Here is a 23,178-nt window from a genome sequence, read left to right as displayed (position 1 = left end):
CAGGCCCCGGCCACGGGCCGCGTGTCACAACAGGGCCGACAGGTGCAGGACCCGGTCGCTGAGCCGGCCGCGCAGCCTTCCCTCCTCCGCGCTGCCCTCGCTCAGCCAGTCGGCCGTGAGCAGCCGTTCGACGTGCTCGGCGACCTCTTCGGGCGGCACGGCGCAGAACGCGGCCGCCTCCGCCAGGTCGAGGCCGTCGTCCTCGGCGTGGCCGAGCCCGCCGTCGACGCGGGTGTGGGCGGCCGTGTACACGGCCAGGAGGCGGGCGGCGGGCGGCGACTTCTTCTTGCGCAGCTTGCGGTCGTTCACCACCTTCTGCGCCCAGCCCGAGATCCTCGCGCGGGTGACCTTGCCGAGGGTGAACGGGCGCTGCCCATCGGGCAGCAGCGTGGGGACGGTAACCGCGGTGGGGTCCTCCGGCCGCGCGTCGAGTGCCTCGGCCGCGGTGCAGGGCATCCGCATCCAGCCCGCCGCGACCAGCGCGTCCAGCACCCGCTCGGCGTCGCCCTGCAGCCAGCCGCCCAGGTCCTGGCCTGTGACGTTTCCGATGCCCGCGCGCGCGGCGCGCAGGGTGAGCATGAGCACCGCGAGGTGTACCGGGGGCTCGTGGCCGGGGGCGAGCGCGCCGAGGTGGCCGAGCACGGTACGGGCGTGCTCGGCCTGCGTGCGGGTCAGCAGCCGCGGCGCCGCCTGCTCGCCCGTGCTCAGCAGCCCGCCGAGGGGCCCGCCGGCGCGGTTGTCGTGCATCTCGCGGCAGGTCACCGCCGCCTTGGCGGCGCGGTCCGCGTCCTCGTGCAGGGACGCGTCGCCGCAGACGTCGGCCCACTGGGCGAACGCGCGTGCCTTGCGGTCGTGGAGTCCGGAGAGGAGGACGAGGTCGGGTTCCGGGCGCCGCTGGTAGGCGCGGAAGGCGTCGCCGAGATCGATGAGTTCCAGGCGCAGGGCCTCAGGCTCCAGGTAGTACGGCACGATCCGCTGCGCGATCTTCCCCCACCGCCTCGGGCGTCGGGGCGCCCGGCCGGCCGGGGCGGCGGCGCGCGCGCCGGGCACCGGGGCGGGCCTGGGGGCCGGGGAGGAGTCACCGGTGGGGGCGCCGGCCGGGGCCGAGGCACCGGTGGGGGCCGGGACACCGGTGGCGGCGGGGGAGTTGCCGTGGTCGGAGAAGAGCGCCGCCGCGGTGCCGCCCGCCGTCGCGGGGCCTGCTGCCGGGCCCGCTGCCTGCCCGGAGCCGGGCGAGCCCGCCTCAGGACCGCCCGCTCGCGCCGGTGGCGGGGCGGTGTCGAGCACCCGGCACTCGGGAATGGCCGCCGCGCAGCGCGCGCACGTCTCCGCGATGCGCCACAGCCGCCCGGCGCGGTCCGCGTACACCGTCAGGACCACCGGGCCCCCGCACCGCACGGCGCCCGCAGCGGGCCGTGCCGCGCCGCCGTGCCGCCCGTCGGGGGCGTCGGCCGTGTGCCAGGCGCAGTCGGCGGCCCGGCACCCGCACCAGACGCCGCCGCGCGGTCCGCCGCCCTCGCGGATGCGGGACAGGTGCAGGTTGACGTGCTCGACCGCGGCCCTGCGCCCCTCCGCGGTACTGGAAAAGCGCTGGTCGTCGCAGGCCGGGCGGGAGCAGGAGAGCCGGACCGCCCCGGCGGCCAGGCGGCCGTGGGGGTCGAGCCGTACCACCCACACCCGTCCCGTGGCGCGTTCCTGCTGCGTGTCGGCCTCCGCCGTCATGTGCGTAATCCCACCGTCGCTCGATCCGTATCCGTCTGCTGTCCCCGGACGCGGCCATGGGACGTTCCCCATCATCGGGGGTGTCCGGCCGGTCGCGGGCCGTGCACGGCAACATTCACTCCTGCGGTACCTCGACGGCCCGCCCCGCAGTGTCCTTTCAGGCCGCCGACCAGGCCCCGTCGTCGGCGCGGCCGTGCCGACACGCGCCGCGGCCCCGGCCGCCACGGCAGCGCAGCCACTCCAGGCACACCGCCGAAACGCGTTCGGCGTCGGGCACGCGCCCGAGCCCCGCCGGGCCGCGCGCCGCGTGCAGGACGGTGTGGATCCGCGCCGCCACCGCCCGCGCCACCGACGGGTCGTCCGGGGATCGCGTCAGCACGTACATGCCCCGTATGACGTCCGTGCAGAGCGACTGGACGGCTTCGAGGCCGAGGTACACCGACAGCGCGTGCCGGTGGCCCGCGAGCGCGCCGGGGCAGCCGTCCTCGACCGCCGCACGCCACGCCCGGTACGCCGCCCGCCGCTCGACGCGGCGCGTGTAGCGCATCCGGGAGAGGTGGGTGGCGAGCTCGTACACGGGGTCGCCGTACAGGGCCAACTCCCAGTCGATCAGGGCGAGGCCGCCGTCGGCGCCGACGATGAGGTTGCCCCGGTGCACGTCGGTATGGACCAGGACGAAGGGCCGGCGCCCCATCGACCCGGCCCGCGCCCGCACCCGGGCGAACGCGTCGCCGGGAACGCCGAGCGCGGCGAACAGGTCGCGGAACGCGTGCCCGTTCCCGTCCTTGACCTCGCACTCGGCGAAGTCGACGAGGGCGTGCAGGAATCCGTCGCAGTCGCCGTCCGCGGGCCAGCCGGGCGGCAGCGGCGGCAGCACGCCGCGCGGCACCGCGACCGTCTGCCGCAGCAGACCGCCGACACGCTCGATCTGCGCGCGGGGCACGGCGCCGCCCGCGCCGCCCGCGGCCAGCATCGAGTCGCCGTCCGCGAACGAGTGGACGCTGAAGGCGGCACGCTGCGCCAGCACCCGCGGCGCACCCGTGACCCTGCCCTGGACGGCCGCGAGCAGTTCGCTCTCCGGCCAGATCCGCAGGTTGAACTGCGGCGCGCGCGGGATGGGCACGCGCAGCTTCACGGGCGTGCCCGCCGGGAGGGCCACCGCGCCGGCGAGCGCGGCGGGCAGCGCGACGCCGTAGTTGAAGTGGTAGTACCCGGTGAGGGGTTCGGCTCCCGTGCCGATCGACCGGAACAGCGCATCCCAGGTGTCGACCGGGCGTTCGGAGACCTCGCGCATACGGCTCCCGCACTCTCTCGACGGAAGGTCCCCCGACGCAGCGCCCCGCCGCGGGGCCGCTCCACCGACCTTCGTTCTCAGAGTAGCGAAGGGGCCATGCCTCCGGAAGGACGGAAATCGGGGCCCGCGCCCTTGCCTGTCACCCCGCCGACCGCCGTGGCGAGCGCGGCGAGGTCGTCCGTCAGGTGTTCCGCACCGGCGTCCAGCAGGACGGCCCGCCTCTCCGGGCGCGTGCAGTAGCCGACGAACAGGGCACCGACCTTGGCGGCGGCGTACGCGTCGGCCGCCGAGTCGCCGATCATCAGGGCGTCCGCCGCATCGGTGCGCGTGGTGGTGAGGGCCTTCTCCAGGCTGTGCGGATGGGGCTTCATCTTGTCCGGGTCGGCCGGCCGGCCGACGACCTCGGCGAAGTAGTGCTCCATGCCGTGGGAGCGCAGGTAGGCGGTCACCGCCGTGCGGGAGTTGTTCGACACGATCACCTGGCGGCTGCCCATGTCGCGCAGTCGTTCGAGCAGTTCGCGCGCGCCGGGCGTGGGCAGTGCGCGCCGGGCGGCCTTCGCCTCAAGCCGGTCGAGCGCCGCACGTACGGCGTTGACGGTGCCCGCCGCCGTCCCGGAGAACAGCCGGTGGACGGTCGAGCAGACGTCCAGCGGGTCGTCCGTGTCGTCGAGGGCGGACGTGTCGAGGCCGCGCCCGGCGACGAAGCCGCGCAGTTCGGCCGCGACCGACGGGGCGGGCACGCCGCTGAACAGGTCGCACAGGGGTCCGTCGAAGTCCCACATGACCAGGCGGGCGCGGGACAGGAGGACGGCGGGGGAGTCCGGAGCGTGCGGACCGGGACGGGGGCCGGCCGCGCGGCCCCGATCAGGGCGGGGGGCCGCGCCGGTTGGTGAGGACGTCATCACGTCTGGCTGAAGTCCGCTTCTTGGGCGAGATTGTCCCAGTAGGAGTCGAAGAATCGCTGCGCCGTCTCCACCTTCACCGAGTGCTGTGGCGTGGTGTAGCGGAAGAGCGTCGCGTCCGCGGAGAAGGAGTCGGAGTCGAGGATGGTGAGCTCCGGCTCGCCCTTGGGCGGCTCGGGCTGCCACGTCGTCAGGGTGTAGTAGCCCTCGAGCAGCTGGTTGCCGTTCAGGAGATACAACTTCAGCGGCGGTGTAAAGGGCACGGTCCTGATCCGTACGGACACGTCAGCGACCAGCCCGCGGTCCCGCAGCGTCAGCAGCGAGTGCTCGAGGGTCTTGGCGTAGCGGATCACCATGTCGCGGTGGCGCGGCCGCGACCAGTCCCTGACCTCGCTCTCCTGGTCGTCGGGCAGGAGAGCGCGCGGGAAGGCGAGCTTGATGCCGGTGATGTCGGGCAGCATCAGGCGCAGCCGGATGCTCTTGGGCTTGATCTCACGCTGCGTGATGAGGACGACCGGGTCGCCGAGGTACGTGGCCATCGTCTCGGACGTCAGCGACAGCACGTCCATCGTGATCTCGTCGGCCTCGAACGCCTCCCGCAGCGCCGAGCGCAGGTCCCCGATCCCTGCCGACGCCGCGGGCCCGACGGCCTCGCCCGGCTTGGCGATGACGACGGCGGGGCTGCCCTGCCCGCCGCGGATGAGTCCCTGGTCGGTCAGCCTGCGCAGCGCGGTCATCACCGTCGTGCGGGAGACGCTGCCGTAGGCGGTCCGCAACTCGGCCTGGGAGGGCAGGCGTTCGCCGACGGGATACCGACCGGAGGCGATGTCGGCCGTCAGCTGTCCGGCTAGTTGATCGGACTTGGTCATGCCGCACGCCTCGTATCACTGGCTGTCACGGATCTCTACCGTACAGCTTCCCGCTCGGCAGTGCAGGTGATACGGCGGGCCGAACATGTGGTTGAAGCTGACCCCGTAGGGAAGATACAAGATACCAGAGAACATGCTCTCACTTGTATTTAACTTGTTCTTTCGGGAGTTGATTCAAGGCCAGGTACCTGCGGCAAGGTCAAGCAGGGCCACGGGAGGGAGCACGACATGGACCCCTTCGGCATCTTCGGCTTCGCGGTCACCGTCCTGGGGCTCGGCATGCGCGCGCTGCTCGGCTGGCCCTACGGGGCGGCCGGCCTCGTCGGACTCGCCCTGCTCCTGTTCGGCGCGCGCACCCGCCGCCGGCAGGCGGCCTGCGCGGGGGCGGTCGTCCTCGCGCTCGTCCTGGTCGCACCGGGCTCCTGACGGACGCCTCACGAGTGACGGAGGGAACGGAGGGAGGTGAACGACATGATGAAGTCGATGCCGGGAGTCGCCATCGTCGCGGCCATCGCGACGATCGGCTTCGAGGCGCTGGTGCAGTCGACGTTCGGGGCGATGGGCGTCGTCGGGCTGCTCCTGCTCACCATCGGCGTGAAGGCCAGGAGCGTGGCGTGCGGATGCGTCGGGGCCGTGGTCCTGACGATGCTGTTCGCGGCGGCCTGACCGCCTCGTGCGCCCGGGCACGCGTCAGAACATGTCGGGGCACCACGGACGCCGCGGCGTGTGGAAGAGGGACTCCGCGCGGGCCAGCGCGCCCGCCCGCTCCTCCGCCAACTCGCCGAGCGCGGCGAGGCGGGTCGGCGTCTCGTCGCCCAGGTAGAGCGCGCCGAGCGCGCCCACATCGAGCGTGAGGTCGGCGGACTCGCGCGTGGGTGTGCAGGTGGCGCCGCCGGGCGTCGCGTCGAGGCGGTAGCGGCCGCCGGCCGGGCCGGCCTCGTCCCGCACGTCGAGGACGAGCGTGCCGTCCACCGCGTACGTCCGCGCCTCCAGGGCACGCACCGTGTCGAGGACGCGCAGCCACAGGTAGTCGGCCATCCCGGAAAGCCGCGCGGCCCGCGGGTCCGGCAGGTAGTAGGGCAGCAGGTCGTCCGGCGCGCGCCTGCCCGAGTCGATGCCCACCACCCAGTCGAGCGAGCACAGGAACAGCCACAGCGCGCGCTCACCCGCCGTGGTCGTCGCGCTGAGCCGGCGCACGGTGGCGGTGTTGACCGGCTGCATCGCCTCGTTCCACCGGCCGTCGACGGTGTACGCGGCAAGGCCCTCGACCTCGCCCGCGGCCGACCTGTACACCGCGTAGAACGGCTCCTCGAACGGCGGTGCCGACGGCTCCTGGCCGGTGTTGACGCGCCACCAGCGCTCGTCGCGGTCGATGGCGCCCGGCCGCAGTACGCGCCACCGGTCGTGGAACGCGGGGCCGATCTCTCGCACCTCGTCCGCGTCCACCAGGTCGATCCTGCCGCCGTCGTCGGGGACCGCGCCGCCCCGCCCGAGGCCCGTGCGCGGCACGTCGACGCTCCAGCGCGCGGTGCGCGTCGCCCGGCCGAACCCGTACCGCCCGTAGATCCGGTACTCGGCCGCGATGAGCGTCGCGACCACCTCGCCGCGCTCCTTGGCGGCCGCGAGGTCGGCGCCGATCATGCGAGTCAGCAGCCCGCGCCTGCGGTGGCTCGCCGTGACGGTGACGTTGGAGATCGCGTCGGCGGGCACGGCGGCGCCGCCGACGACGGTCAGTTCCTGCGGGAACGAGCGGTACGTGCCGACGCAGCGCCCCGCGTCGAACGCGCCCTGCGTGCGCGTGAGGTCCGTACCCGCGAGCCGGGACGCCACCACCTCGTCGGGCACCGGGGCCGGGCTGAGGAAACCCGTGCCCACGGCGCGGCTCCAGTCGGCGAACTCGAACTCGGTGACCTGGCGGACTTCGACGCTCATACGCCCACGCTAGGCGCCGCGCGCGCTCCGGCGCACGCCGGTTTTCCGGCTGCCCGGCCCGTTGACGGCGGGCCCTCTCGGAACGCGGCCCCGACGCCGTCAGAAAGCGGCCCTGACCTCGCCCACCTCCGCGCCGCCGCCCAGCACAGGCGACTTCGCGACGCGTGCCATGACGTCACCCTCCGCCTTCACGCCCAGGCGCTCAAGGGCGGCGGCCATGACGGGGCCGACCGCGCGCGCGTTGCCGTCGTCGATCTTCAGGGCCAGCGCCCTGCCGTCGTCGAGCGCCACCGCCTGGACCGCCTCCGCGCCCGTCTTCGACAGGGCGCCGGGCACGCCCTCCATCAGCCAGGTGTCCGGGCGGCGCGTGCCCGCCACGTACGCCGGGTGCGCGCGCATCGCGTCCGCCACGCGGCGCTCCGGCGTGCCGGGGGCGGCGAGGACGAAGTGGCGGAAGGCGCGGGCGAGGCCGGTCAGGCTGATCGCCATCAGCGGCGCGCCGCAGCCGTCCGTGCCGGTGGCGGCGACCCGCTCGCCCGCCGCCTCCTCGACGACCGTGCGCACCAGTCGCTGCAGCGGGTGGGACGGGTCGAGGTACGAGTCGGTGGGCCAGCCGTTCAGCCGGCAGGCCGCGAGCATGGCCGTGTGCTTGCCCGAGCAGTTCATCGCGATCTTGTCCGGCCGGTGCCCCGCCGCGAGGTAGGCGGCGGACTCGGTCGCGTCGAGCGGCAGGTCGGGCGGCAGACCCAGGTCGTCCTCGGTGAGGCCGTACTCGGCGAGCATGGCGCGGACGAGGTCGAGGTGAAACGGTTCTCCTGAGTGGCTTGCCGCGGCGAGCGCCAGCCGTTCACCGCTGAGGTCGAGCCCCGCGCGCAGCACGGCCGCGGCCTGCATCGGCTTGTTGCTGGAGCGCGGGAACACCGGCACGTCCGGCGTCCCGAGCGCGAACTCGACGCCTCCGTCCGCCGCGAGCAGGACCAGCGACCCGCGGTGGTGGCCCTCCACGAACCCGGACCGCACGACCTCGGCGAGCACCGGGGGGACGGGCGCGGGGTCCGCGGTGGCGGCTGCGGGTTCTGCTGCGTGCGTCATGTCGTGCGGCCTTTCGACGTGCCGGCGCGCGGCCGACCGCGCGGCCGCCGGCGCCTTGTGGGCGCCCGCACGCGCCGCGCGTACTCCGCACGCCCTGCGACTCAGGTGAGCAGGTCAGGTGAGCAGGTCGTCCACCTGCGCTTCCCCTTCACGGTACCTGCGGGCGATCTCGGCGCTGCACCCGTCCACCGTGCGCTGCAGCTGGTGGCGGCGGCGCGAGATCTGCTGCTCGTTGCGCACGAGCCTGCGCATGGCCGCGTGCAGCTCGTCGTCCGTGCGTGCCGCGAGGTCGGACAGCTCGACCTCCGCGAGTGTCTGCGCCGCGAGTTCGCGGCACTCCGCGCCGCGCGGCGTCGACAGCGTGACGTGCCGGGCCGACTGGCGGTGGCGGGACGGAGTGTCGGAGAGGATCTCCGCGAGCCGCTCGACCATGGCCGCGTTCCTGTGCCGCGCCGTGGCCGCGGGCTCCCGCTCGTGGACGCCGGGCGCCGGCGTACTGGACGCCGCTGCCGGGCCCGCGTCCGGCACCGTCCGCCGGCCCAGCTCGTCCCGCAGGATGTCGATGCGTCCCTGGAGCAGCCTGCGCAGGTAGCTGAGGTCCGCCTCGTCGTGCTGGGAGTCGCGGCGCAGCGCGCGCAGCTCGTCGAGACCGAGCCGCGTGAAGTCGTGCGGACGCTGGGCCGGCACTACGGGCGCGCTCGCGCTCAGGCTCGTACCCGCGCTCGCGCCCGTACCCGCCGCGTCGGTGCCCGGGGCCCCCGCGGGCCCCGGCTGCCCGTGTCCGCCCGCCGCGCGGCCCGTGCACGCCGTCGTGGGGGCGGCGGGCGCGGCCCCCGCTGGGCGGCCGTCCCGCTCACCCTGCCCGGCCCGCTCGTCGCGTCCGGCGGGCTCGGCCCGTCCCGCCTGCCAGGCCTGCCCGGCCCGCCCGGCTCCAGATGTGCTCATCGCGCGTGCTGCCCCTCACTCAGCCCGGGGGAGGACCCCACAGGGAACCCCCGTCCCTCGACCGGTCACGTACCGTCGCCCAACCGGTGCCGTACGCGATCGCCTCCGTGCATCGTGCCACTCCTGCCCCCGCCGGTGCGGGCGATCCGCACCCGTTCGGCCCCGATAGGTTGGTCCTCATGCGTGCGGTGGTGCAGAGGGTCGACGGTGCGAGCGTGTCCGTGGTGTCCGGGTCCGGCGAGGAGCCCGGCGAGGAGACGGTCGGCGAGTTCACGGGCGAGGGACTGTGTGTGCTGGTGGGGGTCACCCACGAGGACACGGCCGAGAAGGCGGCGCAGCTCGCACGCAAACTGTGGTCGATCCGCATGCTGGAGGGCGAGAAGTCCTGTTCGGAGACGAACGCGCCCCTCATGGTGATCTCGCAGTTCACCCTCTACGGGGACGCGCGCAAGGGCCGCCGCCCCACCTGGAACGCCGCGGCGCCGCGCCCCGTGGCCGAGCCGCTGGTGGACGAGGTCGTGGCGCGGCTGCGCGAGCTCGGCGCGACCGTGCACACCGGCAGCTTCGGCGCGCACATGCGGGTGTCGCTGACGAACGACGGCCCGTTCACGGTGCTGCTCGACATGTGACGCGGCGCGCCGCGTCACATGTCGACCACGGTCCTACGGCTCGACGACGGTCTCCTGCGCCGCCGCGGTGTCGCCCGCCATCAGCGGCGCGTCGACCGGCACGTTCCGCTTCACGAGCGCCAGCGCGATGGGCCCGAGCTCGTGGTGGCGCGCCGAGGTCGTGACGAAGCCGACCTGGCGCCCCTCGGCCGCGCCCGCTTCCGGCGCGCCGTCGCCCGCGGTGCCGCCCTCGGGGGCCAGTCGCACAGGCGTGCCGTGCCCCGGCAGATGCACCTCGCTGCCGTCCAGGTGCAGGAAGACGAGGCGACGCGGCGGCTTGCCCAGGTTCTGCACGCGCGCGACGGTCTCCTGGCCGCGGTAGCACCCCTTGTCCAGGTGGACGGCGCTGCCGATCCAGCCGACCTCGTGCGGGATCGTCCTGTGGTCGGTCTCCAGACCGAACCGCGGCCTGTGGCCCTCCACCCGCAGCGCCTCGTACGCGAGCGTCCCGGCGAGCGGGCCGTGCTCGCGCGCGTACGACTCCAGGTCGGCGCGCGGCAGGAACACGTCGCGCCCGTACGCGGTCTCCCGCACGGCGACGCCCTCGGGCACCTCCGCGATGGACCCGGCGGGCAGGTGCACGACGGCGGTGTCCGCGGTGCGGTCGGCGACGTCGACGCGGTAGAAGAACTTCATGGACTCCAGGTAGGCGATCAACTCGCCCTGCGTGCCCGGCTCGACGTGCGCCCACGTCGTCGAGCCGTCGTCCACGAGGTAGAGGGCGTGCTCGACGTGGCCGTGCGCGGAGAGCACGAGCGCCTCGGTGGCCTGGCCCGCCGGAAGCTCGCTGACGTGCTGCGTCAGCAGCAGGTGCAGCCACGCGAGCCGGTCGCCGCCTGTCACGGTGACGACACCGCGGTGCGACAGGTCGACCATCCCGCTGCCGTCGGCGAGCGCGCGTTGCTCGCGGAACAGGTCGCCGTAGTGCGCGGCGACGCCCTCGTCGGGCGCCTCGCCGGCGACCGCGCCGGGAAGGGAGAGGAGGGGGCTTGCGGGCCCGGCGGGCGCGTCCTCGGAGGACGGGCTGCCGGCCGCGGCGGCGGACGTCGAAGGCTCCATACGTTTCAGCCTACGACGCTTGCGGGCCGCCCTCGGTGGCGCGGGCGGCCTTGGCCTGCTTGCAGTCCCGGCACATGCCGAAGATCGCGAAGTGCCGCATGTCGGTGGTGAAGCCGAAGGCGTCGTCGAGCCTCGCCGCGAAGTCCGCCGCGATGTCGACGTCCGTCTCGATGACGTCCTGGCAGTCGCGGCAGACGAGGTGGATGTGGTGGTCGCGGCCCACCAGGTGGTACTTGGGGGCGCCGTGGCCGATGTGGGCGTGCGAGACGAGCCCCAGCTCCTCCAGCAGCTCAAGCGTCCGGTAGACGGTGGAGATGTTGACGCCCGACGCGGTCTTGCGCACCTCGCAGAGGATGTCCTCGGGGGTCGCGTGCTCCAGGGCGTCGACGGCCTCAAGCACGAGTTGCCGCTGCGGGGTCAGCCGGTACCCGCGCTGCCGGAGATCGCTCTTCCAGTCGGTGCTCACCACGCCCCCAGTGTAGGCACCGCACGGGGAGAAGCCCGATGGCTGTGGATGACCCGGAGCCGACCCGGGGCCTACTTGAAGAAGGCGACGCCGTCGTCGGGAAGATCGCCGAGGTCCTTCGCCCACGCCTCGACCTGCTCGGGAGTCACGGTGGTGGCGCCGGTGACCTTCTTGAGCTGCGCCGACATGTACGGCCGCAGCGGCACGTCCGGGGTGGACTTCTCGCCGACCCACATCAGGTCGCCCTTGACGTACCCGTACAGCCGCTTGCCGCCGCTGTAGGCCCCCGCACTCGCGGTGCGCGCGACGGCGTCGGTGACGAGGTCGATCTGCGGCTTCTGGTCGGCGAGCTCGCCGTACCAGACCTCGACGACGCCCTGGTCGCGGACCATCACGACCTCGACCTTGCGGTCCTTGTCCACCCGCCAGAAACCGGACTCGGTCTCGATGGGCCTGACCTTGTTGCCCTCGTTGTCGAGCGCCCAGGTGTGCGAGACGTACTCGATGAAGTCCCGGCCGTCGTGGGTGAAGATCGCCTCCTGGCCGAAGTTGGCCTTCTCGTCGCCGGGGAAGTCGAAGACGCCGGCGCCCTCCCAGTGGCCGAGGAGGAAGGCGAGGGGGACGAGGTCCGGGTGGAGGTCGGACGGGATCTCGATCATGAGCGACTCAGCGTTCCTTGAGGGGGTGCGAACCGTGCCGTGGCCTGCGCGGCCGTGGCCCGGCGCATGGCGTCCGGGCTCAGCGCTGGCCCTGGTAGAGCTTCTTGAGGGTGAGCGCGGCGAAGGCGAGCACGCCGACGCAGACCAGGACGAGCAGAGCGGTAAAGAAGTCCTCAAGCACGGGGTGCTCCTCCGGATGGGCGGTTCGACAGTGCGGGCGGCCAGGGCCGCACCCCAGCCTAATGGGTGCGGCGCGGCCGCTCCTCCCGAGGTCCCGCGGAGGGGGGGCACGGGCGGCACGGGCTCCTGCCGGACCCCTGGCTACAGTGCGGCCATGCAATCGGCGAAGAAACTCGTGATCAAGGTGACGGCCGGCGCCGAGGCGCCCGAGCGGTGCTCTCAGGCGTTCACGGTGGCGGCGGTCGCCGCGGCGAGCGGCGTGGAGGTGTCGCTCTGGCTGACGGGCGAGTCCGCCTGGTTCGCGCTCCCCGGCAGGGCGGCCGAGTTCGAACTCCCGCACTCGGCACCCTTGCAGGACCTGCTGGAGTCGGTCGCGGCGGCCGGCACGATCACCCTGTGCACGCAGTGCGCCGCACGCAGGGAGATCACGGAGGCGGATGTCCTTGAGGGCGTGCGGATCGCGGGCGCGCAGGTCTTCGTCAGCGAGATCATGGCGGACGACGCCAGGTCCCTCGTCTACTGACGCGCGGGGCGCGGCCTGCCCGCCGCCCTGAGCGCCCTGCGCCCCCCGTCCGACCCGCGGGCGCCCCGGGGCCGGCCGGCCCCGTTCGATTAGGCTCGGGGCCATGGCCGACGCACCGTACAAGCTGATCCTCCTCCGCCACGGCGAGAGCGAGTGGAACGAGAAGAACCTGTTCACCGGCTGGGTGGACGTCAATCTCAATGCCAAGGGCGAGAAGGAGGCGGTCCGCGGCGGTGAGCTGATCAAGGACGCCGGCCTCACCCCCGACGTCCTGCACACCTCGGTACTCAAGCGCGCCATCCGCACCTCGCAGCTCGCGCTGGAGTCCATGGACCGCCTCTGGCTCCCGGTCAGGCGCTCGTGGCGCCTCAACGAGCGCCACTACGGTGCGCTGCAGGGCAAGGACAAGGCCCAGACGCTCGCGGAGTTCGGCGAGGAGCAGTTCATGCTCTGGCGCCGCTCGTACGACACCCCGCCGCCGGTCCTTGAGGACGGCGGCGAGTACTCGCAGAGCGACGACCCGCGCTACGCGACGATCCCGAGCGAGCTGCGCCCCCGCACCGAGTGCCTCAAGGACGTCGTCGTCCGCATGCTGCCGTACTGGTACGACTCGATCGTGCCGGACCTGATCGCGGGCCGCACGGTCCTGGTCGCCGCGCACGGCAACAGCCTGCGCGCCCTGGTCAAGCACCTCGACGGCATCTCCGACGAGGACATCGCGGCGCTGAACATCCCGACGGGCATCCCGCTGGTCTACGACCTGGACGCCGACTTCCACCCGGTCAACCCGGGCGGCACCTACCTGGACCCGGCAGCGGCGGCGGCCGCGATCGAGGCCGTGAAGAACCAGGGCAAGAAGAAGTAGCAAGCGCTCAAGCGCTCACGCCAAGCCCCCGCCTGCGCTTCCGCGCAGAGCGGGGGCTTGTCTGCGTCGGGCAGGCAGCGGTCGGGGGCGGCTCCGCAGGGGCTCAGCGTGACTTCCGGTCGAGCGAGGACGGCGTGGCGCAGTGCTCCTCGCCGTCGGTGAGGTCGTCGCGTACGAGCATCAGGAGGTGCGTCAACTCCGCGCGCTGAGCGGCCCCCAGCGTCCTGAAGAGCGCGTCCTCCACCTCGTGCTGCGCCGCCGTCGCGGCGCGCAGTCGCTGTTCGCCGTCCGCCGTCAGCACCACCACGTGGCGACGGCGGTCGCGTGCGTCGCGGGTGCGGGTCACAAGGCCCGCGTCCTCCAGCGGGTTGAGCTGGGTGACCAGGACGCTGGCCGCCGTGTCCGTCTCGGCCGCCAGTTCCGTCTGCGCGAGCGGGCCGCGGTCGTGGAGCAGCCCGAGGATGTGGAACTGCCGGGGCGTGAGCCCGTGGGCGGTGTGCGCGTCCCGCAGGCGCCGCATCGCCTCGTGCCCGAGCAGGGCGAGCATCAGCCCCGGGCTGTTCCTGGGCTCGTCGCGTTGCGTCGCGGGTGGTGCTGCCTGCGTGGCGGCGGGGGATGCTTTGGTCACGCCGACACTTTACTCGACGAGATCGTGTAGCTTCCTATATGAATCGTGGATGTGAATGATGTAGGTAGCTCGAACGAGTCTTGGAGTGCCATGCCCACCACCGCTACCCCGCCCCTGTCGGATCCGGCCGCCGACCTGGGCCTGCACGGGGCCCGCGCCGTCGTCACCGGCGGCACCCGCGGCATCGGTGCGGCCACCGTCCGGCGGCTGGCCGCCGCCGGGGCCCGGGTGGTCGCCATCGCCCGGCGTGAGGCCGAAGTGCCGGACGGGGTGCGGCTGGTGACAGGTGACCTGTTCAGGCGGGAAGGCGCCGAGGCGGCGGCGCGGTCCGCGCTGGAGCACCTGGGCGGCATCGACGTGCTCGTCGACAACGCCGGGCGGAACGCCCAGGTCCCGGACGGCGTCCTCGCCGCGTCCGACGACGACTGGCTGGCCAACCTCGACGCCAACCTGCTGTCCGTCGTCCGCGTGGACCGCGTGCTCGTGCCGCACATGACCGCGCGGGGGCACGGAGCCGTCGTCCATGTCTCCTCGAACGCCGCGCGCTACCCGCAGCCCAACGGCGCGCCGTACGCGGCGGCCAAAGCGGCCCTCAACGCCTACAGCAAGAGCCTCGCCCTCGCCTGCGGGCCGCACGGGGTGCGCGTCACGGCGGTCATGCCGGGCGTCATCGAGACCGACGCCGTCGAGGCGAGCCTCCGGCAGGCCGCCGAGCGGACGGGCCGTGACCTGGAGGAGATCCGCAAGGAGTTCCACCAGCGCCTCGCCGCACCACTCGGCCGCCCGGGCCGGCCCGAGGAGGCGGCGGAACTCATCGCCTTCCTCGCCTCACCCCGCGCGTCGTACCTCACCGGCATCACCGTCTCGGTGGACGGCGGGATCCTGCCCACGCTGTGAGCGGGAGGTGCGGCGTCGGCTGCGGCGGCGCGGCTACCCCGCAGTCCGGAGCCAGGCGGCGAGCGTGGCGAAGTCGGCGTCCACGAGGCCCCTTGCCGGGTCGACACGATGAAGCAGCGACGGCCCGGGGTGGCCGGCTTCGACCCACAGGCGGTCCATGGCGGTGATCTCGTCGTCGACCCAGATGAACGGTCGGCCACCGGCCCACTCGACTAGGCGGCGGGTCTTCCAGTGCAGGCCGCGCGGACCGTCGCCGGCACCGGTGGCCGGCCACTCCACCACGGGCAGACTCGGCAGTCCGATGCGTGGGGAGACGACCTCGTTCGCCTCCTCCAGCCAAGTCGTTGCCCATACGAGGCGGCATCCCAGCGCCATGAGGCGCGGTCCCAGCTCAGGGTCGAGCCGCGTCAGCAGGGGGTTTCCATGGCCGACAAGTGCCGACGTGTCGGCGGCAGCCGCTTGGGGGTGACCGGACGTCGACCCGAATGGGATCAGTGGACCGTCGACGTCGAGGAAGAGGAGGGGACGACCCGTCGCGCTTGCCACGGTGGCACGATAGCCCGCCCCAGGCCAGGGGCGGGCCAGCCGACGAGTGCCGGCTGCCACCTCGGCGGGATCCACACCGGCCGCGTACAGCTCCTGCTCCAAGGTCTCCCAGTCCAGCGGGGCCTTCCCAGGCATGGGTACTCCTCAGTCCCGTGGTGTCATGGGCGCGCTGGGGCGGACGCGCCCCGTGCGCGGTACCGGTAGCGCAGCGGCGAGATGCCGACCTCTCGTTTGAACGCCGTGCTGAACGAGCTCTCCGAGGCGTAGCCCAGCTCCGCCGCCAGTGAGCCGACCCGCACGTCGCCGTCCCTGAGGGCCCTCTCCGCCAGCGTCATGCGCCAGCGGGCCAGGTAGGTCAGCGGCGGTACGCCCGCCACCGTGCGGAAGCGTTCCGCGAATGACGTACGTGACATGGCTGAGGCATGTGCAAGGTCGCGCAAGCCCCAGGGTTTGCCCGGTGCGGAGTGCATGAGGTCCAGCGCCGGGCGCAGTTGTTCGTCGGACAGCAGCCGCAGCCAGCCCGGGGGCAGCTCGGTGGCCTGGTCGATGTAGGCGCGCAGCACCTCAAGCAGCAGGAGCTGGCCGTACTGGCGGATCGCGAAGGAGGAACCCATGCGGTCCCGTGTCACCTCGTCGAAGAGGCGGTGGAGCGTGCCGCGCACGTTGGCCGCAGTCGCGGTCGTCGCGGTCGTCGCGGTCGTCGCGGCCGAACCGCGGACGTGTGCCACCGGTGGCAGCGCCCGCAGCAGCAGCACACGGCCCGCCTCGTTGAGCGTGACGTGGCCGCCGACGACGACGTCCGCGTCGCGGGCGGCGCCGATCACGCGCGTGGACGCGAAGTCCGCCTCCGGCACGACCTCGCGGCGCGGGCCGTCGCCGGTGCCGCCCTCGGCGTGCAGCCACGAACGGCCGTTCAGGACGGCGACGTCCCCGCCCTCGAGTTCGAGCGGCCCCTCGACGCCGTCGGTGGTCAGCCGCGCCCGCCCGGTGAGGACGGCGATGAACTTCAGCCCCTCGATTCCCGCCGCCCGTGAGACCCACGGACCGCGCGCGGCGAATCCGCCGGACACCACGCTGCGAACCTCGACGAGGTCGAAGACCTCGGACAGTCGGTCGTCAGCCATATGCGTACTCTCGCGCAGGAAATGCGGATCCACAAGTATTCAGAGTCCGACGGGGCGGGCGCAGGGTGGGGGCATGGCACACATCACGGAGCACAAGCAGCACCCCATCGGATCGGGCTTCACGGCCGCGTCGACGACCGACGACGTCCTGGCCGGCATTGACCTCTCGGGGGTGAACGCCGTCGTCACCGGCGGCCACAACGGCATCGGCCTCGAAACCACCCGCGCGCTCAGCCGCGCCGGCGCCTCCGTCACCGTCGCGTCCCGCAACCCCGACCGTGCGGCGGCGAAGCTGGCCGGGATCGAACGCGCGGAGGCGGGCCGGCTCGATCTCCTCGACCCGGAGTCGGTCGACGCGTTCGCCGCCCGGTACGTCGCCTCCGGCCGTCCGCTGCACATCCTCGTCAACAACGCCGGGCTCATGGGCGGCCCGCTGGTGCGTGACGCGCGCGGTTACGAGTCGCAGTTCGCGACCAACCACCTCGGCCACTTCCAGCTCACCCTCGGCCTGCTGCCCGCACTGCGCGCCGCGCACGGGGCGCGGGTCGTCAACCTGACGTCCGGCGGACACCGCGTGTCCGGCATCCGCTGGGACGACCCGCACTTCACCAGCGGCTACGACGAGATGGGCATGCTCGGCTACGGCCAGTCCAAGACGGCCAACGTGCTGTTCGCCGTCGAGCTGGACCGCCGCTGGGCCGACCAGGGCATCCGCGGGTACGCCGTGCACCCGGGGATCGTCTTCGGCACGAGCCTCGGGCCCTGGCACGCGGAGGGCGACGCGGGGGCCTCCCCGATGAGCGACGAGATGCTCCGTGCCATCGGGCTGATCGACGCCTCCGGCAATCCCGTCATCGACCCGGAGAAGGAGAAGAAGACGCTGCGGCAGGGGGCCGCGACCAGCGTGTTCGCCGCGACCAGCCCGCTGCTTGACGGGATCGGCGGTGTCTACCTCAAGGACAACGACGTGTCGCCGCTTGACGAGGATCCGAAGCCCATCGACTTCGACGCCGATCCGAACCCGCCCTCCACCGTCGTGCCGCACGCCATCGACCCCGAGTCGGCGCGGCGCCTCTGGGAGCTGAGCGAGCGGCTGCTCAGGGCGTGACGGGTGAGGGGGCCGGGTTCCCTGTCACGGGAGCGGCCCCCTCGGGCGAGCGCGAGCGCGTCAGCAGCCGCCGCCGCACTGGCACGGGCCGCCCGACTGGCAGCCGCAGCCGCAGCCCGAGCCGCAGCCGCAGGCGCCGAGTACGGGCAGGCGCGGACGTTCGGCGGCGCCGCCGCGCGGGGCGTCGGCGCCGGTCGCGCATGCCGCGCCCATCGTGCGGGACTTCGGGGACGTGGGAGATTCGGCCATGGTCTCTCCTCGGTTGAGTCCGTGCCGCTGGACCCCAGCGGTACGGGGCTTCGCAGAGCCCGTCATCCATTGGACGTCCCCGTCCGGCCGTTCCTCAACGGCGCGTGACCGGCGCATCACCGGCGCACGCGCGCAGAGCGACCGCACGCGGACGTCCGACGCGCCCCGCCGCGCCGAATTCAGCCGGCGTCCGCCTGCAGCTCGTCCGCGTGCTCACCCGTCACCAGGTACACCACCCGCTTCGCCACCGACACGGCGTGGTCGGCGAACCTCTCGTAGTAGCGGCCGAGCAGCGTCACGTCCACCGCCGTCTCGATGCCGTGCTGCCAGCGGTCGTCCATCAGGTGCTGGAACAGCGTGCGGTGCAGCGCGTCCATCTCGTCGTCGTCCTTCTCCAGCTGCATCGCGAGGTCGATGTCCTTGGTGATGATCACCTCGGCCGCCTTCGCCATCAGCCGCTGCGCGAGCTGCCCCATCTCCAGCAGCGTCGCCTGCAGGTCCTGCGGCACCGCCGAATCCGGGTAGCGCAGCCTGGCCAGCTTCGCCACGTGCTGGGCCAGGTCGCCCGCACGCTCCAGGTCCGCGCTCATCCGCAGGGAGGTGACGACGATCCGCAGGTCCGTCGCCACCGGCTGCTGCTGCGCGAGCAGCGCGATGGCGCGCGCCTCCAGTTCGTGCTGGACCGTGTCGACGTCGGCGTCCGCGGCGATCACGCTCTCCGCGAGCTTCAGGTCGGCGTCGAGCATGGAGGTCGTGGCACGTCCGATCGCGGACCCGACCTGCCGGGCCATGGCGACGAGGTCGTCGCTAATAGAGTCCAGTTCCTCGTGGTACGCGTCCCGCATGGGTGTGTCCCTCTTCCAGCGCCCTGGCGCTTGACGTCCCTGCTGCGAAATGGCGGGGAATGGGTGGGGCGTTTCGAGCGGGGGCGAGAACGGTGCCCGCCCCCGGACCACAACGCTGGCCCGGGTACGCGTCGGGCGCCTCCCGCCGAAGTGAACCGGCCCTTTCCCCTCGGTGAACTCTGGGCGACGAGTGTTCGAGTACACCCGCGGACGGCTGGGACAGTGTCAGTGGGCCCGCTTAATCTGATGAGCATGGACGTGAACGCGGCGGTCGCCGCACTGGCAGCGATCGCCGGAGCGTGCACCGGCGTGATCGCCATGCTGGCGTTCCGCTGGAGCGAGCGCGATCAGGCGAGGTCCGCCCGTGTCCCGCCCGCCACGGACGCGGTCCTGCCGCCCGGTGTCGACACGGTCCTGTCCGTGCTCCGCTCCTCGGCCGTCGTGCTCGACGAGGGCGATGCCGTCGTGAAGGCCAGCTCGGCCGCCTACGCGCTCGGCCTGGTCAGGGGCGGCAAGCTGGCCGTCGAGCCGATGCTCCACCTGGCGAGGGACACCCGCAGGGACGGCGAGATACGCCAGATCGAGCTCGATCTGCCCCGCCGAGGCGCCGGCAGGGGCGACGTGCTCGCGGTCTCCGCCCGGGTCGCCCCGCTCGGCTCCCGCCTGGTACTGCTCCTCGTGGAGGACCTGACGGAGACCCGGCGTACGGAGGCGGTGCGGCGGGACTTCGTCGCGAACGTCAGCCATGAGCTCAAGACACCCGTCGGCGCGCTCTCGCTGCTGTCCGAGGCCGTCATGGACGCCTCGGACGACCCCGAGGCCGTCGAGCGTTTCGCGGGGCGCATGCAGATCGAGGCCACGCGCCTGACCAACCTCGTGCAGGAGCTCATCGACCTCTCCCGGGTGCAGAACGACGACCCGCTGGAGTACGCCGAGCCGGTCGGCGTGGACGAGCTGGTCGCCGAGGCCGTCGACAGGTCGCGGCACCCCGCGTCCACGAAGGAGATCACCCTGGTGTCGGGCGGCGACGCCGGCCTGCGCGTGTGGGGCAACCGCGGCCAGCTGGCCGCGGCCCTCGGCAACCTCGTGGAGAACGCCGTCAACTACTCGCCGGCCCGCACCCGCGTCGGCATCGCGGTCTCGCGTGAGTCCGCGCCGGACGGTGATCTCGTCGAGATCGCCGTCACGGACCAGGGCATAGGCATCAGCGAGAAGGACCGAGAACGCATCTTCGAGCGCTTCTACCGCGTCGACCCGGCACGTTCGCGCGCGACGGGCGGTACGGGCCTCGGCCTCGCCATCGTCAAGCACGTGGCCGCGTCGCACGGCGGGGAGGTCACGGTGTGGAGCTCGGAGGGGCAGGGGTCCACGTTCACGCTGCGCCTGCCCGAGGCCGGTGCGGCCAGGGGCCGGGCCACGGGCCCGGGCGCGGGGGCGTTCGCGCCGCACTCAGGCGAGTTCCCCGCGTCCGCCTCCGCCCAGTCCGGTTCGGCCGCGTCCGCGGGGTCCCCCGAGGATCCGCGCGACGACGACCGGGGCACGGACGGCCACCGGGACGGCGACGACCACGCCGGCCCGTCGAACGAGCCCCTGAACGAGCCCCGTGACGGTCGCACCGGCGGTGGCTTCCACGACAGCAACACCAGCGATACCAGGAACATCAGGAACACCAGCAACGACCGCAATGACCCCAGCCGCCCGGAATCGAGCGGGACGGCCCGCAGCCTGGTGCTGGATACTCCGCCCGTGATTCTTGCCCCGGAGGTCCTTCCGTGACCCGAGTGCTCGTCGTCGAGGATGAGGAATCCTTCAGCGACGCCCTTTCCTACATGCTCCGCAAGGAGGGTTTCGAGGTCGCGATAGCGGCCACCGGGCCCGCGGGGCTCGACGAGTTCGAGCGCAACGGCGCCGATCTCGTCCTGCTCGACCTGATGCTGCCGGGACTGCCCGGCACCGAGGTCTGCCGCCAGCTGCGCGGCAGGTCGAACGTCCCGGTGATCATGGTCACCGCCAAGGACAGCGAGATCGACAAGGTCGTCGGCCTGGAGATCGGGGCCGACGACTACGTGACGAAGCCCTTCTCGTCCCGGGAGCTCGTCGCGCGCATCCGCGCCGTGCTGCGGCGCCGCGGTGAGCCCGAGGAGGTCGCCCCGGCCGCCCTGGAGGCGGGTCCTGTGCGCATGGACGTCGACCGGCACGTGGTGACCGTCTCCGGCGGCAAGGTCGACCTGCCGCTCAAGGAGTTCGACCTGCTGGAGATGCTGCTGCGCAACGCGGGCCGTGTGCTCACGCGCATGCAGCTGATCGACCGCGTCTGGGGGGCGGACTACGTCGGCGACACCAAGACGCTCGACGTCCACGTCAAGCGTCTGCGCGCCAAGATCGAGCCGGACCCCGGCGCCCCGCGCTTCCTGGTGACGGTGCGCGGCCTCGGCTACAAGTTCGAGCCGTAGGGAGAGCGGGGGCACCAGCCCTGGGCCGTCCTCAACGGCAGGGTGCCGCCGCGGCCCGCATCGGGCCGCGGCGGCACCCGTGTGTCCGTTGTCCGGGGGCTCAGCCGGTGATCCCGGAGCCGCCGCCGGCCGACGTCGACGACGAGGGCGATCCGCCCGTCGAGGTCGAGCCCGTGGCCGACGAGGAGCTGTTCGGCGTGGCGGAGCCCGTGGCCGACGAGGAGGGCGAGCCCGAGGGCGACGCGGGGGCGCTGGGCGTCGGCTTGGCCGACGGGGCCACCTTGCCGTAGTAGCCGGTCGCCGGCACGACGAGGGCGCGCACGTCGATGTCGCCGGTCTTGCTGAGCGTGAAGACGACCTTCTGGGCGTTGCCGTTCTTCGTGGTCGCGAGGCCGCTCTTGATCATCGCGGACGCCTGGCCCTTGCCGCCGAGCTGCACCGCGCCGTTGGCGGGCACCGTCACCGCGCCGGCGCCCTTGGCGGGCGACAGCTTCACGACGGCGCTTGTGCCGGGAAGCTGGATCGACTGGAGGGTCTGGGGCGTCCTGCTGTTGTTGAAGATCTTGCCGGTGACGGCGGCAGGGCCGGCCGCGCCCGGCTTGGCCTGCGTGACCACCGTGACGTTCTGCAGCTTGATGTCCCCCACGGAGGTGGCAGCGCTGTCCGGCTCGATCTGGCTGGTCTCCGCAGTGGTGCCCGCGCCGCACGCGGCCAGCGCGGCGAGGGGGAACAGAAGGGCAGTCGCGGCGAAGCCGCGTCGAAGGCTGCTGCTCACGGCGGCGGCATCTCCTTGGACGTACGGGGATGGGACGTGCGGTGCGGTTCGTGCGGGAGGCGGCCGTCGCGTCCGTGCCCATGCGTAAGCGCGGGCTAAAGCTGCCTCAGCGGCCTCAGGTTACCGACCCGTTGTCGCGGCCCCGCACCCGACCCGCCCCGTCCGGCGTCCGGTGCCCCGCTCCGGTCGCTGATCTCCCGGTTCGCCGGTGCCTCCGCATAAACCGGGTGATCGATTTTCCAGATGTTCCCGGCCGCTTCCCCGTGCGCACTGAATTCCGTCGATTTCCCGCGGGTGGCGAGCGCGGTGATCGAATTCGGCGCCGGTTGCCCGTCACATGCGCCGCCGGCGTCCCGTACGCCGCAACTCCCGCAGGCGTCACGGGGCGGACGGACATGATCTCCGTGCCACCCGTATGGATCACCGAAAGTCGAACACAGTGTGGAAACTTTGCCGTCACGAAACAGACAAAAGCGGGCATTCGGCCGCTTTGGCGAGTGTTGTGCGCCGCCCGCCCGGGGCGTTTCCGTGCGCCCGCGCAGCGCCCATGACCTGCGAATACCCACTTCCATAAGCTGGGTGCAGCACGTCCGCATGGTTGTTGTCAAGCCCCGAGATGCGGCCTGACCTGCGAAAACGCCATTCAGATGAAGGCATTCTCGTGTTACCCTGGATAGCCACGGAAGGGGTACCTGTCACATGACGTTCAAGGTTGGCGACACCGTGGTCTATCCCCATCACGGGGCCGCGCTGATCGAGGCCATCGAAACTCGCCAGATCAAAGGCGTGGACAAGACCTACTTGGTGCTCAAGGTCGCTCAGGGCGACTTGACAGTGCGCGTACCGGCGGACAATGCGGAGTTCGTCGGAGTGCGCGATGTGGTCGGTCAGGATGGGCTGGACAAGGTCTTCGAGGTGCTCAGGGCACCGTACGCCGAGGAGCCGACGAACTGGTCCCGTCGCTACAAGGCAAATCTCGAGAAGCTCGCCTCCGGCGATGTCATCAAGGTCGCGGAAGTCGTGCGTGACCTGTGGCGTCGTGAGCGCGAGCGCGGGCTGTCCGCCGGCGAGAAGCGCATGCTCGCCAAGGCGCGTCAGATCCTGGTGAGCGAGCTCGCCCTCGCGGAGAACACCAACGAAGACAAGGCCGAGGCTCTGCTCGACGAGGTCCTCGCGTCCTGAATGCACCACGCGGTGCCGCCTGCCCGCCGGTGTGCGTGTCATGCGTGCGTGAGTGCTGCGCGCGGTGACTCGCGACAAGCAGTGAAGTGAAGTGCCGTGGTGCCCGTTGACCGACGGGTCGGCGGCGTGACGCGACGAGCGATGTGCCTTCCCTACGGGAGGGCCGCGCCGCCGTGGATCGTCGTCACCGTCGTG

Annotated in this window: 26 protein-coding genes; 10 read left to right on the top strand and 16 right to left on the bottom strand. The window is 72.7% G+C overall.

Features of this window, described 5'->3' with window-relative positions; genetic code table 11:
• Positions 1–24 precede the first annotated feature (24 nt).
• The 4 genes from IH48_RS0121035 to IH48_RS0121020 all read right to left on the bottom strand — a co-directional run bounded on the left by IH48_RS0121035 (position 25) and on the right by IH48_RS0121020 (position 4,787).
• The gene (locus IH48_RS0121035) at positions 25–1,722 is read right to left on the bottom strand and encodes a hypothetical protein (protein ID WP_030906731.1); all 1,698 of its coding nucleotides are present in this window, start codon (positions 1,720–1,722) and stop codon (positions 25–27) included.
• A 157-nt stretch (positions 1,723–1,879) separates the two neighbouring features.
• The gene (locus tag IH48_RS34500) at positions 1,880–3,016 is read right to left on the bottom strand and encodes an aminoglycoside phosphotransferase family protein (protein WP_051840292.1); all 1,137 of its coding nucleotides are present in this window, start codon (positions 3,014–3,016) and stop codon (positions 1,880–1,882) included.
• 77 nt (positions 3,017–3,093) lie between these two features.
• Positions 3,094–3,918, bottom strand: a complete 825-nt coding sequence (locus IH48_RS0121025; RefSeq protein ID WP_078849912.1) for an HAD family hydrolase — start codon at positions 3,916–3,918, stop codon at positions 3,094–3,096.
• On the bottom strand, positions 3,918–4,787 hold the full coding sequence (locus IH48_RS0121020; protein ID WP_051840288.1) for a GntR family transcriptional regulator: 870 nt from the start codon (positions 4,785–4,787) through the stop codon (positions 3,918–3,920). Before IH48_RS0121020 ends, IH48_RS0121025 begins: the two co-directional genes overlap by 1 nt.
• A gap of 228 nt (positions 4,788–5,015) precedes the next feature.
• Here IH48_RS0121020 and IH48_RS0121015 point away from each other — a divergent pair, with 228 nt between their 5' ends.
• Both IH48_RS0121015 and IH48_RS0121010 read left to right on the top strand, forming a co-directional pair.
• Complete coding sequence (locus tag IH48_RS0121015) at positions 5,016–5,213, top strand: hypothetical protein (RefSeq protein ID WP_051840285.1); 198 nt, start codon at positions 5,016–5,018, stop codon at positions 5,211–5,213.
• Between the two features lie 45 nt (positions 5,214–5,258).
• On the top strand, positions 5,259–5,453 hold the full coding sequence (locus IH48_RS0121010) for a hypothetical protein (protein WP_307865549.1): 195 nt from the start codon (positions 5,259–5,261) through the stop codon (positions 5,451–5,453).
• A gap of 24 nt (positions 5,454–5,477) precedes the next feature.
• Here IH48_RS0121010 and IH48_RS0121005 read toward each other — a convergent pair whose 3' ends face one another.
• From IH48_RS0121005 to IH48_RS0120995, 3 genes are all read right to left on the bottom strand, one after another.
• Entirely contained in the window at positions 5,478–6,719 is a 1,242-nt protein-coding gene (locus IH48_RS0121005; protein ID WP_030906719.1) for a GNAT family N-acetyltransferase, read from the bottom strand.
• A gap of 99 nt (positions 6,720–6,818) precedes the next feature.
• Complete coding sequence (locus IH48_RS0121000; protein WP_030906717.1) at positions 6,819–7,811, bottom strand: asparaginase; 993 nt, start codon at positions 7,809–7,811, stop codon at positions 6,819–6,821.
• A 114-nt stretch (positions 7,812–7,925) separates the two neighbouring features.
• Entirely contained in the window at positions 7,926–8,756 is an 831-nt protein-coding gene (locus IH48_RS0120995) for a hypothetical protein (RefSeq protein WP_324604319.1), read from the bottom strand.
• Between the two features lie 179 nt (positions 8,757–8,935).
• Between IH48_RS0120995 and dtd the strand changes: the two genes are divergently transcribed.
• Complete coding sequence (dtd, locus tag IH48_RS0120990; protein WP_030906712.1) at positions 8,936–9,385, top strand: D-aminoacyl-tRNA deacylase; 450 nt, start codon at positions 8,936–8,938, stop codon at positions 9,383–9,385.
• Positions 9,386–9,418: 33 nt separating this feature from the next.
• Here the strand turns inward: dtd and IH48_RS0120985 are convergent, their stop codons facing one another.
• The 3 genes from IH48_RS0120985 to IH48_RS0120975 all read right to left on the bottom strand — a co-directional run bounded on the left by IH48_RS0120985 (position 9,419) and on the right by IH48_RS0120975 (position 11,608).
• Positions 9,419–10,483, bottom strand: coding sequence for a YgfZ/GcvT domain-containing protein (locus IH48_RS0120985; RefSeq protein ID WP_078849911.1), 1,065 nt, complete (start codon positions 10,481–10,483; stop codon positions 9,419–9,421).
• 10 nt (positions 10,484–10,493) lie between these two features.
• A complete protein-coding gene (locus tag IH48_RS0120980) occupies positions 10,494–10,952 on the bottom strand; it encodes a Fur family transcriptional regulator (protein ID WP_030906694.1) in 459 nt (152 codons plus the stop codon).
• Positions 10,953–11,020: 68 nt separating this feature from the next.
• A complete protein-coding gene (locus IH48_RS0120975) occupies positions 11,021–11,608 on the bottom strand; it encodes an FABP family protein (protein WP_030906691.1) in 588 nt (195 codons plus the stop codon).
• Between the two features lie 334 nt (positions 11,609–11,942).
• Between IH48_RS0120975 and IH48_RS0120965 the strand changes: the two genes are divergently transcribed.
• Together IH48_RS0120965 and IH48_RS0120960 are read left to right on the top strand one after the other, a co-directional pair.
• Entirely contained in the window at positions 11,943–12,311 is a 369-nt protein-coding gene (locus tag IH48_RS0120965; RefSeq protein ID WP_030906675.1) for a DsrE family protein, read from the top strand.
• 103 nt (positions 12,312–12,414) lie between these two features.
• On the top strand, positions 12,415–13,176 hold the full coding sequence (locus IH48_RS0120960) for a phosphoglyceromutase (protein ID WP_030906672.1): 762 nt from the start codon (positions 12,415–12,417) through the stop codon (positions 13,174–13,176).
• A gap of 103 nt (positions 13,177–13,279) precedes the next feature.
• Here IH48_RS0120960 and IH48_RS0120955 read toward each other — a convergent pair whose 3' ends face one another.
• Positions 13,280–13,804 carry a MarR family winged helix-turn-helix transcriptional regulator gene (locus IH48_RS0120955; RefSeq protein WP_234434329.1) on the bottom strand — a complete coding sequence of 175 codons (525 nt, stop codon included), beginning with the start codon at positions 13,802–13,804 and terminating at the stop codon, positions 13,280–13,282.
• A 90-nt stretch (positions 13,805–13,894) separates the two neighbouring features.
• On the opposite strand from IH48_RS0120955, the gene IH48_RS0120950 reads away from it, so the two are divergent.
• The gene (locus tag IH48_RS0120950; protein WP_051840281.1) at positions 13,895–14,701 is read left to right on the top strand and encodes an oxidoreductase; all 807 of its coding nucleotides are present in this window, start codon (positions 13,895–13,897) and stop codon (positions 14,699–14,701) included.
• A gap of 33 nt (positions 14,702–14,734) precedes the next feature.
• Here the strand turns inward: IH48_RS0120950 and IH48_RS0120945 are convergent, their stop codons facing one another.
• Together IH48_RS0120945 and IH48_RS0120940 are read right to left on the bottom strand one after the other, a co-directional pair.
• Positions 14,735–15,247 (bottom strand): HAD domain-containing protein, encoded by a 513-nt coding sequence (locus tag IH48_RS0120945; protein WP_030906663.1) that lies wholly within the window; start codon positions 15,245–15,247, stop codon positions 14,735–14,737.
• Between the two features lie 158 nt (positions 15,248–15,405).
• Complete coding sequence (locus IH48_RS0120940; protein WP_030906661.1) at positions 15,406–16,371, bottom strand: AraC family transcriptional regulator; 966 nt, start codon at positions 16,369–16,371, stop codon at positions 15,406–15,408.
• A 73-nt stretch (positions 16,372–16,444) separates the two neighbouring features.
• Between IH48_RS0120940 and IH48_RS0120935 the strand changes: the two genes are divergently transcribed.
• Positions 16,445–17,479 (top strand): SDR family NAD(P)-dependent oxidoreductase, encoded by a 1,035-nt coding sequence (locus tag IH48_RS0120935; RefSeq protein ID WP_030906658.1) that lies wholly within the window; start codon positions 16,445–16,447, stop codon positions 17,477–17,479.
• A 60-nt stretch (positions 17,480–17,539) separates the two neighbouring features.
• Here the strand turns inward: IH48_RS0120935 and IH48_RS0120930 are convergent, their stop codons facing one another.
• Both IH48_RS0120930 and phoU read right to left on the bottom strand, forming a co-directional pair.
• A complete protein-coding gene (locus IH48_RS0120930) occupies positions 17,540–17,728 on the bottom strand; it encodes a hypothetical protein (protein ID WP_030906655.1) in 189 nt (62 codons plus the stop codon).
• A gap of 179 nt (positions 17,729–17,907) precedes the next feature.
• Positions 17,908–18,573 carry a phosphate signaling complex protein PhoU gene (gene phoU, locus IH48_RS0120925; RefSeq protein ID WP_030906652.1) on the bottom strand — a complete coding sequence of 222 codons (666 nt, stop codon included), beginning with the start codon at positions 18,571–18,573 and terminating at the stop codon, positions 17,908–17,910.
• Between the two features lie 252 nt (positions 18,574–18,825).
• On the opposite strand from phoU, the gene IH48_RS0120920 reads away from it, so the two are divergent.
• Positions 18,826–20,349 (top strand): sensor histidine kinase, encoded by a 1,524-nt coding sequence (locus IH48_RS0120920; RefSeq protein ID WP_234434328.1) that lies wholly within the window; start codon positions 18,826–18,828, stop codon positions 20,347–20,349.
• Positions 20,346–21,026: a response regulator transcription factor gene (locus IH48_RS0120915; RefSeq protein WP_030906647.1), complete on the top strand. Its 681-nt coding sequence runs from the start codon at positions 20,346–20,348 to the stop codon at positions 21,024–21,026. Before IH48_RS0120920 ends, IH48_RS0120915 begins: the two co-directional genes overlap by 4 nt.
• A 100-nt stretch (positions 21,027–21,126) precedes the next feature.
• On the opposite strand, the gene IH48_RS36330 is transcribed toward IH48_RS0120915, so the two are convergent.
• Entirely contained in the window at positions 21,127–21,801 is a 675-nt protein-coding gene (locus IH48_RS36330; protein ID WP_030906644.1) for a hypothetical protein, read from the bottom strand.
• A gap of 699 nt (positions 21,802–22,500) precedes the next feature.
• On the opposite strand from IH48_RS36330, the gene IH48_RS0120905 reads away from it, so the two are divergent.
• Positions 22,501–22,983 carry a CarD family transcriptional regulator gene (locus tag IH48_RS0120905; RefSeq protein ID WP_030906640.1) on the top strand — a complete coding sequence of 161 codons (483 nt, stop codon included), beginning with the start codon at positions 22,501–22,503 and terminating at the stop codon, positions 22,981–22,983.
• Positions 22,984–23,178: the final 195 nt, after the last annotated feature.

Origin of the sequence: Streptomyces sp. NRRL F-5126, from assembly GCF_000721265.1 — a bacterium.
In the GTDB taxonomy this organism is placed as follows: Bacteria; Actinomycetota; Actinomycetes; order Streptomycetales; family Streptomycetaceae; genus Streptomyces.
Note: the sequence above shows the minus strand (reverse complement) of the source record. Positions and strands in the feature narration are given on the sequence as shown.

Bases quoted from the DNA above. Each gene is read 5' to 3' on its own strand.
- IH48_RS0121035 (WP_030906731.1), bottom strand. From the start codon at position 1,722: ATGACGGCGGAGGCCGACACGCAGCAGGAACGCGCCACGGGACGGGTG.
- IH48_RS34500 (WP_051840292.1), bottom strand. From the start codon at position 3,016: ATGCGCGAGGTCTCCGAACGCCCGGTCGACACCTGGGATGCGCTGTTC.
- IH48_RS0121025 (WP_078849912.1), bottom strand. From the start codon at position 3,918: ATGACGTCCTCACCAACCGGCGCGGCCCCCCGCCCTGATCGGGGCCGC.
- IH48_RS0121020 (WP_051840288.1), bottom strand. From the start codon at position 4,787: ATGACCAAGTCCGATCAACTAGCCGGACAGCTGACGGCCGACATCGCC.
- IH48_RS0121015 (WP_051840285.1), top strand. From the start codon at position 5,016: ATGGACCCCTTCGGCATCTTCGGCTTCGCGGTCACCGTCCTGGGGCTC.
- IH48_RS0121010 (WP_307865549.1), top strand. From the start codon at position 5,259: ATGATGAAGTCGATGCCGGGAGTCGCCATCGTCGCGGCCATCGCGACG.
- IH48_RS0121005 (WP_030906719.1), bottom strand. From the start codon at position 6,719: ATGAGCGTCGAAGTCCGCCAGGTCACCGAGTTCGAGTTCGCCGACTGG.
- IH48_RS0121000 (WP_030906717.1), bottom strand. From the start codon at position 7,811: ATGACGCACGCAGCAGAACCCGCAGCCGCCACCGCGGACCCCGCGCCC.
- IH48_RS0120995 (WP_324604319.1), bottom strand. From the start codon at position 8,756: ATGAGCACATCTGGAGCCGGGCGGGCCGGGCAGGCCTGGCAGGCGGGA.
- dtd (WP_030906712.1), top strand. From the start codon at position 8,936: ATGCGTGCGGTGGTGCAGAGGGTCGACGGTGCGAGCGTGTCCGTGGTG.
- IH48_RS0120985 (WP_078849911.1), bottom strand. From the start codon at position 10,483: ATGGAGCCTTCGACGTCCGCCGCCGCGGCCGGCAGCCCGTCCTCCGAG.
- IH48_RS0120975 (WP_030906691.1), bottom strand. From the start codon at position 11,608: ATGATCGAGATCCCGTCCGACCTCCACCCGGACCTCGTCCCCCTCGCC.
- IH48_RS0120965 (WP_030906675.1), top strand. From the start codon at position 11,943: ATGCAATCGGCGAAGAAACTCGTGATCAAGGTGACGGCCGGCGCCGAG.
- IH48_RS0120960 (WP_030906672.1), top strand. From the start codon at position 12,415: ATGGCCGACGCACCGTACAAGCTGATCCTCCTCCGCCACGGCGAGAGC.
- IH48_RS0120950 (WP_051840281.1), top strand. From the start codon at position 13,895: ATGCCCACCACCGCTACCCCGCCCCTGTCGGATCCGGCCGCCGACCTG.
- IH48_RS0120940 (WP_030906661.1), bottom strand. From the start codon at position 16,371: ATGGCTGACGACCGACTGTCCGAGGTCTTCGACCTCGTCGAGGTTCGC.
- IH48_RS0120935 (WP_030906658.1), top strand. From the start codon at position 16,445: ATGGCACACATCACGGAGCACAAGCAGCACCCCATCGGATCGGGCTTC.
- IH48_RS0120930 (WP_030906655.1), bottom strand. From the start codon at position 17,728: ATGGCCGAATCTCCCACGTCCCCGAAGTCCCGCACGATGGGCGCGGCA.
- phoU (WP_030906652.1), bottom strand. From the start codon at position 18,573: ATGCGGGACGCGTACCACGAGGAACTGGACTCTATTAGCGACGACCTC.
- IH48_RS0120920 (WP_234434328.1), top strand. From the start codon at position 18,826: ATGGACGTGAACGCGGCGGTCGCCGCACTGGCAGCGATCGCCGGAGCG.
- IH48_RS0120905 (WP_030906640.1), top strand. From the start codon at position 22,501: ATGACGTTCAAGGTTGGCGACACCGTGGTCTATCCCCATCACGGGGCC.